At 56.6% G+C, this 6,532-nt stretch carries 8 protein-coding genes; 5 read left to right on the forward strand and 3 right to left on the reverse strand.

Going from position 1 to position 6,532, the window contains the following annotated elements; translation table 11 throughout:
• Nucleotide 1 precedes the first annotated feature (1 nt).
• The 4 genes from AC07VG_RS10435 to AC07VG_RS10450 all read left to right on the forward strand — a co-directional run bounded on the left by AC07VG_RS10435 (nt 2) and on the right by AC07VG_RS10450 (nt 2,644).
• On the forward strand, nt 2–562 hold the full coding sequence (locus tag AC07VG_RS10435; protein WP_495002323.1) for a hypothetical protein: 561 nt from the start codon (nt 2–4) through the stop codon (nt 560–562).
• Between the two features lie 213 nt (nt 563–775).
• The gene (locus tag AC07VG_RS10440) at nt 776–1,336 is read left to right on the forward strand and encodes a hypothetical protein (RefSeq protein ID WP_495020994.1); all 561 of its coding nucleotides are present in this window, start codon (nt 776–778) and stop codon (nt 1,334–1,336) included.
• Nucleotides 1,337–1,401: 65 nt separating this feature from the next.
• The gene (locus AC07VG_RS10445) at nt 1,402–1,812 is read left to right on the forward strand and encodes a hypothetical protein (RefSeq protein ID WP_495020995.1); all 411 of its coding nucleotides are present in this window, start codon (nt 1,402–1,404) and stop codon (nt 1,810–1,812) included.
• A gap of 241 nt (nt 1,813–2,053) precedes the next feature.
• The gene (locus tag AC07VG_RS10450) at nt 2,054–2,644 is read left to right on the forward strand and encodes a hypothetical protein (protein ID WP_495002320.1); all 591 of its coding nucleotides are present in this window, start codon (nt 2,054–2,056) and stop codon (nt 2,642–2,644) included.
• A 49-nt stretch (nt 2,645–2,693) separates the two neighbouring features.
• Here the strand turns inward: AC07VG_RS10450 and AC07VG_RS10455 are convergent, their stop codons facing one another.
• From AC07VG_RS10455 to AC07VG_RS10465, 3 genes are all read right to left on the reverse strand, one after another.
• A complete protein-coding gene (locus AC07VG_RS10455) occupies nt 2,694–3,041 on the reverse strand; it encodes a DUF6124 family protein (RefSeq protein ID WP_495020996.1) in 348 nt (115 codons plus the stop codon).
• A gap of 383 nt (nt 3,042–3,424) precedes the next feature.
• Entirely contained in the window at nt 3,425–4,114 is a 690-nt protein-coding gene (locus AC07VG_RS10460) for a fumarylacetoacetate hydrolase family protein (RefSeq protein WP_495002318.1), read from the reverse strand.
• Nucleotides 4,115–4,361: 247 nt separating this feature from the next.
• On the reverse strand, nt 4,362–4,673 hold the full coding sequence (locus AC07VG_RS10465) for a hypothetical protein (RefSeq protein ID WP_495002317.1): 312 nt from the start codon (nt 4,671–4,673) through the stop codon (nt 4,362–4,364).
• 681 nt (nt 4,674–5,354) lie between these two features.
• Here AC07VG_RS10465 and hemB point away from each other — a divergent pair.
• Complete coding sequence (gene hemB / locus AC07VG_RS10470) at nt 5,355–6,329, forward strand: porphobilinogen synthase (protein ID WP_495002316.1); 975 nt, start codon at nt 5,355–5,357, stop codon at nt 6,327–6,329.
• Nucleotides 6,330–6,532: the final 203 nt, after the last annotated feature.

The raw sequence follows: 6,532 nt of genomic DNA on the forward strand, positions 1-6,532 counted from the left end.
TATGACTTCAATGGTGCCGTCTGTGGCAATTGAGTTTCTTCGGGGGCTCACTGGCAAGCAGGTCACCAAGCTTGTTAGGTATAGCTGGTGGCCTGGGTCGGAAATTGCCGCTCAATGTGGTATTGAGGACGAATTGGCCTTCTCGTTGACGGCCGGACCTTTAGCCGTCTATTTCGAGGATGGTGTAATCCTTGGATTTTCGAGTGACCCCTCTCTGAATAGCGTCATCGTCTGGGATGAGGCTGCGAGGGTCGCGAGTCAAGATCAGACCTCATTGGAAGGCGACGAGGAACTGTTCGCTATTTCTGAGTCTGGAGGGTTTGCTACTGTTTTTTGGAAGCAGCTTATCGGCTGTTGTGTAAGTAACGTAACAATACTTAAACGTGGGCAGATGAATGCGAAGGAGCGCCAACGCCCCAGCGAAGTCGGCTTGCGTTTTAGTTTTTCAGGAGGCAAGAGCTTTGTCGTATCCCATGGTTTGCATGATAATTCTGATGATTTTTCAGTGCTAGAGGAGTCTCAATTGAGTGCGGTTGAGCTGGAGGAGATTCAGATAAACTAACACCTTGCAGTTTTCGGTTAAAAAGGATGGCGATGGCTGAGTCTCTTATGGATCAAAAAGGGACGGATTTATTTGTTTTGCTCGCTTCATAAATAAATCTGTGGCGGGCTCACTGCTGCCGGTTAGGTGCAAAGGGAAACGGGTGATTTGGTCTGCTCCTGAGGTATCCTTGTCTGGCGGCAAGTAATTTTTAATGATGTACATGGAGTGTTCATGAAAAAGACGTCACTGCTAATCTTGAGCCTAATTCTGATATTGCCTGGGTGTAAATCCAATGTCAGAGACTCTTCCCCCAGTTTGCTCAAGGACGGTATCCAACTGCGCCAGAACAAAGTGACTGTCGATGCGCAGCACGCAAAGGTCATCATGAAAGCGTCGGGAGCTACCTTCCCAGTAGAGTTTTCGATCAGGCGCGCGATGGACCCTGACCAGCGCATGGATGTGCAGGGAACGGTAGTGGATACCGGCCGGGGCAAGTTGTTCGGCTGGATTGCCACGCTTAATGAAGCGGCCAACAGCGCAACATTGAAGCACTTCCCGCAGTTGGAAGTACAGGCCGACGCCGATCAATCGTTCGAGGTTTCGGGTTACGCCAGTGGCGAGAGTATTGGGCGTGCCTATCGATGTGGCCCGCTCAGAAGCACGTTCACACCGGAGCGAAGCAAGGTCTATCTGGTGGAGTTTCAGTTTGTGGATGATCGCTGTGAACAGCATGTCTACGATGTCACCCAGTCGGAGGCGCGTATTCCCGTGGCCAGCGTATCGGGCCTTTGAGGCCGATTTGAGTCACCGCTGAGCGTTCGCAACACACAGAATCCATTTGAAGAAGGAAGCACTACGTGAAACGGAATTTCTCCCTGGCCCTTATCGTCCTGGCTGCAACTCTAGGTGGCTGTGCCGCCAACAAACCGGCCAACGATCCATCCTTGATGGGTTCATGGAAAGGCCTGCGGGCAGAAAACGGCAAATGCCAGTTCCTATCCTGGAAGAATGACTTCAAGCCCGACGGCAGCTTCACCGTCACCTTTTTCCGGGATGCCCAGCAGACCCAGCCGATTCAAACCGAACATGGCAGCTGGTCTGCTGCCAATGGCAGGAATGAATTGAGAACCAATGGAGTGCGTTTGCCAGATGTCTACACCTACAAGTTGATTGACGCCGACACGGTGCATTACGTGAATGTGGCGTCGGACCCTTCCGGCGATTGCCAGGAAGATTACGAGTTCACTGAGCACCGCATTCGCGGTTAATCCAATCAGGTGTTTGGCCGCGCATTGTATGTGCCGAGCCAGCCGATACGGGCGTAAAGAGGGGGATTTGTTTTCATATGCGGTTGACCAGCACAGCCTGCAAAAAATAAATTCATCCTCTTTTAGCCAAATAACAGTCTAAAAGGGAACGGATTTATTTTTTATGCGTGAGTAAGGTAGTAGTTCTATCGGCTGCATGTGAAAATAAATCCGGCTCCTTTTCACATGTCCAAGGGAAATCATGCAGAGATTTTTTACCTGGGTCATAAACTTCTTCTCCGGTATTCGTTCGCTTGTCCTCATCGTGTTCGGGATCGTCTTCCTCGTTTGTGCTGGCATGGGGCTTTACGATGCCGCCACGCTTTGGCAAGCGCGTGACTGGCCGTCGGTTGCGGCTCGCGTCGATCAATGCTCGATGAACATGCGCTACAGCAAACAGGACTCGTGGTGGGACGTCTCGGCTACGTTCAGCTACGGGGACGACTTCGCTCGTCACTATCAGGAAACCTGGACGCCGCCAGATACGCCGAGGTATAGCCGTCACCCCGATCCCGTTATCAGCCAGAGTGAGCAGAACGCGCTGACGAAACGATTCTGCGACAAGGCGGCAGCCGAGGGGCTGAGGGTGTCGCCAGACCATCCATGGATGGCTTGGAGAAGCGAAGCTGTCGCAACGGGAGAGTGGAAGGCGAATGTTGTGATGATCTCGGTGTGTGGCCTGGGTGCAGTGATTCTTATTGCCCTGGGCGTGTCGCTATGGCCGGGAAGGGAGGCTGCGGTGAAGCCGGCTACTCGGAAAAAACGGCCTCAGGCGGCGAGGAAGAAGGTGTAAAAGGGGGCGGAACGGGAAGTACGGCTTCCCGTTCAACTACCCAGTCCTGTCAGCCGCCGACGCTGATGCTCTGTCCATCAAGCACCGAGTCCATCTTCAACTGTGCCAGCTCAATCAGGTGCACCACACCCATCGCCACTTTGCGGTTCGAGTCGGTTTGGTTATCGGCGTGCTCATAGGCCGTGGCCGCAGCGGATTGCAGAATCGAATAGACGTTGACCAAGGCATCTTCCTGGTGTCTTGGGGCAGGTAGATGATCATACAGCGCAGCGTTTGGTGCGGGTTTCGAACCAGCGTCCGGCCCGAGGTTGTAGTGAGACAAAGCCCGGTCGGCGGCACGAGGGTCGATGGTTTCAACGTTGGGTGCTACAGGCGGATTGGGGGTGACCTTGAACATGGCAAAACTCCTTGGTAAGTGGAGTCGCCAGACATCGCTGCTAAACAATGGGTGGCGACTGTACGCGGGTTAGCAGACCGGTTACCAAGGGACCCGGCGCACTCGAAAGTGCCCCACGCACAGCCACCATAAAGAACAGCAGGCGCAAAAAAACGCCGCTTGAACGGAAGGCGGCACTTGCGTGCCTCGGTAAAAACGAGCTGCTAAACCCGGCCACTGATTTGGCAGTGACGGAGTGAAGACTAGCCATGAGATCAGGCGCAAACAAGCGATCAGGATTTTCTAGGAAATTTCACTCAAGGGAAAGAGAGTTCTCTCGCTCGGCACAAAAGAGCCGGACAGTATCGCCACAGAGGTTAAGCCTGTCCGGCCACCGATCAGCGTTAGCCAATCGTCAACTCGAACGTCGCAATCCCCTCGATCCCCGCGCTGACCCGATCACCCGCGACCAGGGCACCGACGCCTGCCGGTGTACCAGTGAAAATCAGGTCGCCGGCCTTGAGTTCGACCGAGCGCGACACATGACTGATCACATCCGGCACCGACCAGATCTGGTCCGCCAGATCGCCGCGCTGGCGTTCGACATCGTTGACCTTCAGCCAGATCGCCCCACTTTGCGGATGCCCCACCACGCTGGCCCGACGCAAGGCCGTGCAAGGCGCCGACTCGTCGAAACCCTTGGCCCAATCCCATGGGCGGCCGAGCTTCTTGGCCTGGGCCTGGATATCCCGGCGGGTCAGGTCGAGGCCGACACCGTAGCCCCAGACGTGGGCAAGGGCGTTGGCTGGGTCGATATCCGTACCGCCTTCACCAATGGCCACCACCAGTTCGATTTCGTGATGCAGGTCCTGGGTCAGTGGCGGGTAGGCGATCACACCGCTGGCTGGTACCACCGCATCGGCGGGTTTCATGAAAAAGAACGGTGGTTCACGGTCCGGGTCGTGGCCCATTTCCCGGGCATGTTCGGAGTAGTTGCGGCCGACGCAGAACACCCGGCGAATCGGAAAGCGTGCCGACTCGCCTTCAACGGCCAGGGATGGGGTGGCGTGGGGGGCGAACACATAGTCGCTCATGGTATTTCTCCTCGTTGGAATCGGGCCGTGGTCTGTGGCCATGGCTCAAGTGTGGAGGAGTGGAGCGGCGGGAAATTGGACAAATCCAGCAGGCTTCTGGATTTTGCACGGCAGTGACAGCCAAGCGCATACCCTAATGTGGGAGCGGTGCTTGCCCGCGAAGAAGGCGCTGCGGTTTTTCAGATAGACCGCATCATCGTTCTTCGCGGGCAAGCACCGCTCCCACGGACTTAGTTACAGCGAGTCGTTAAGCACTTTTCGGCAGGGCGTGGTGAGCGGCCCATTCCGACTTCAGGGTTTGCAGCACACGAGCCATGAAGTCTTTGTCGGCTGCGGCTTTTTTGCCGACATAGCCCTGGCCCCGGCGGTACATCTTGATGCAGGCGAACAGCGCGGGCTGGGCCTGGCTGAAGGCGCGCTCGTCGGCGTAAGGCGAGCGAGGGTCGAGTTTCACGTCTCCGGTCTGGCTGACCCAGAGAATATGGTCGTCAAGGCTGTCCTTGCGCGCTGCGAACAGGCCAGCCAGTTGATCGATAGTCGTTTGATTGTTCAGATTCATGTTAAAGCCCCTTTGACCACTCGTTAATCTGTCTGGTTTACGCGTGTATCGATGCCAAGACGGCGAATCGCTGTGGTGCCGCACGCGGACAATGGTGTCCGTCGAGTGTGGCGCCGGCCCTGGGCGTGATTCGTGTAGCGAGAGTGAAAGCCTGCTACACACAACGTTTCAACGAGAAGAAACAACAGCGCGATCCTTGAACGGCGCTGACGACAGTAACGAAGTCAGCCACAAGCATTTTGAGGACGTTAGGCCAGTGCTTCTCGCCCGTTGGGACGATCACGACAGGTCAGCTTCATCAATCTGCCTTGTGGGCAGTACAGATCCGGAACAGCTCGACGGCTTGTCGAGCCTGTTGTAACAACAGCTTTTGCGGCGCTCCCGATCGGGGAGGCAGGTCCATCATGCAAGCGTCGAAAGCAGGCGTCAACTATTTTGTAGTGAATATTTTTAAGCACTACATATTGCGTAATCGTGATTTCCTACAACATTGAAAAAAGGCTGGATGGCCGAAATGTGACCGATAAGTCCTGGTTTAAAGCGCTTGACGATCCTCACCTCTGAATTCACGGGGCTTGCACTGTTGCAGTCCTCGCAACAGACCTTTCTGGATCTACCGGTGTAAAGCGGGGCAATACTGGCCTAAGCTCGGCAGCTTCTGAATCCGCCTCGGGAAACACGATGTCACAGATATTTCCGACGACGCGCCTGCGTCGCCTGCGCAGAAATGAAAGCCTGCGCGGCCTGTTCCAGGAAACCGAGTTCAGCCTCAACGACCTGGTGTTGCCGATCTTTGTCGAGGAAGGCATCGACGATTTCGTGCCCATCACCAGCATGCCCGGGGTGATGCGGATCCCGGAAAAGAAGCTGGCGAGCGAGATCGAGCGTTACGCCCGCGCCGGCATCAAGTCGGTGATGACCTTCGGTGTGTCCCATCACCTGGACGCGACGGGCAGCGACACCTGGAACGAGCAGGGCCTGGTCGCACGCATGGTGCGGATCTGCAAGGACACGGCGCCGGAAATGGTGGTGATGTCCGACACCTGTTTCTGCGAGTACACCTCCCATGGTCACTGCGGTGTGCTGCATGGCGACGCGGTCGACAATGATGCCACCCTGAAAAACCTCGGGCGCCAGGCCGTGGTGGCGGCACAGGCGGGGGCTGACTTTATCTCACCGTCCGCGGCCATGGACGGTCAGGTCCAGGCCATTCGCAGCGCCCTGGACACCGCCGGCTTTCTCGACACCTCGATCATGGCCTACTCGACCAAGTTTGCCTCGGCACTCTACGGCCCGTTCCGCGAGGCCGGCGGCACGGCGCTCAAGGGCGACCGCAAGGCTTACCAGATGAACCCGATGAACCGGCGCGAAGCGGTGCGTGAGTCGCTGCTGGACGAACAGGAAGGGGCTGATGCGCTGATGGTCAAGCCTGCCGGTGCCTATCTGGATATCATCCGCGATATCCGCGAAGCGTCGCGCCTGCCGCTGGCGGCGTATCAGGTCAGTGGCGAGTACGCGATGATCAAGTTCGGTGCCCAGGCCGGGGCCATCGACGAGCACCGCATCGTTCGCGAAAGCCTGGGGGCGATCAAGCGTGCCGGGGCGGATATCATCCTGAGTTACTTCGCGATGGACATTGCCCGCGACGGAGTCTGACGACCAACGATTCGGACAAAAAAAGCCCGGCTGATAAGGCCGGGCTCTTGGCTGGATGCTGCGGTAAAGCGACTCATGCACGATTCTGGATCAAGCGATCGGAACCACCTTCAGCTACGCGGCGATCGATCAGACGATCAGAGCCACCTTCAGCTACGCGGCGATCGATCAGACGATCGGAACCACCTTCGGCTACGCGGCGG

It is taken from the genome of Pseudomonas sp. GW821-FHT03C07 (genome assembly GCF_059420925.1).

Excerpts from the sequence above, each read along its gene's own strand:
- AC07VG_RS10435 (WP_495002323.1), top strand. The coding sequence starts at position 2 with ATGACTTCAATGGTGCCGTCTGTGGCAATTGAGTTTCTTCGGGGGCTC.
- AC07VG_RS10440 (WP_495020994.1), top strand. The coding sequence starts at position 776 with ATGAAAAAGACGTCACTGCTAATCTTGAGCCTAATTCTGATATTGCCT.
- AC07VG_RS10450 (WP_495002320.1), top strand. The coding sequence starts at position 2,054 with ATGCAGAGATTTTTTACCTGGGTCATAAACTTCTTCTCCGGTATTCGT.
- AC07VG_RS10455 (WP_495020996.1), bottom strand. The coding sequence starts at position 3,041 with ATGTTCAAGGTCACCCCCAATCCGCCTGTAGCACCCAACGTTGAAACC.
- AC07VG_RS10460 (WP_495002318.1), bottom strand. The coding sequence starts at position 4,114 with ATGAGCGACTATGTGTTCGCCCCCCACGCCACCCCATCCCTGGCCGTT.
- AC07VG_RS10465 (WP_495002317.1), bottom strand. The coding sequence starts at position 4,673 with ATGAATCTGAACAATCAAACGACTATCGATCAACTGGCTGGCCTGTTC.
- hemB (WP_495002316.1), top strand. The coding sequence starts at position 5,355 with ATGTCACAGATATTTCCGACGACGCGCCTGCGTCGCCTGCGCAGAAAT.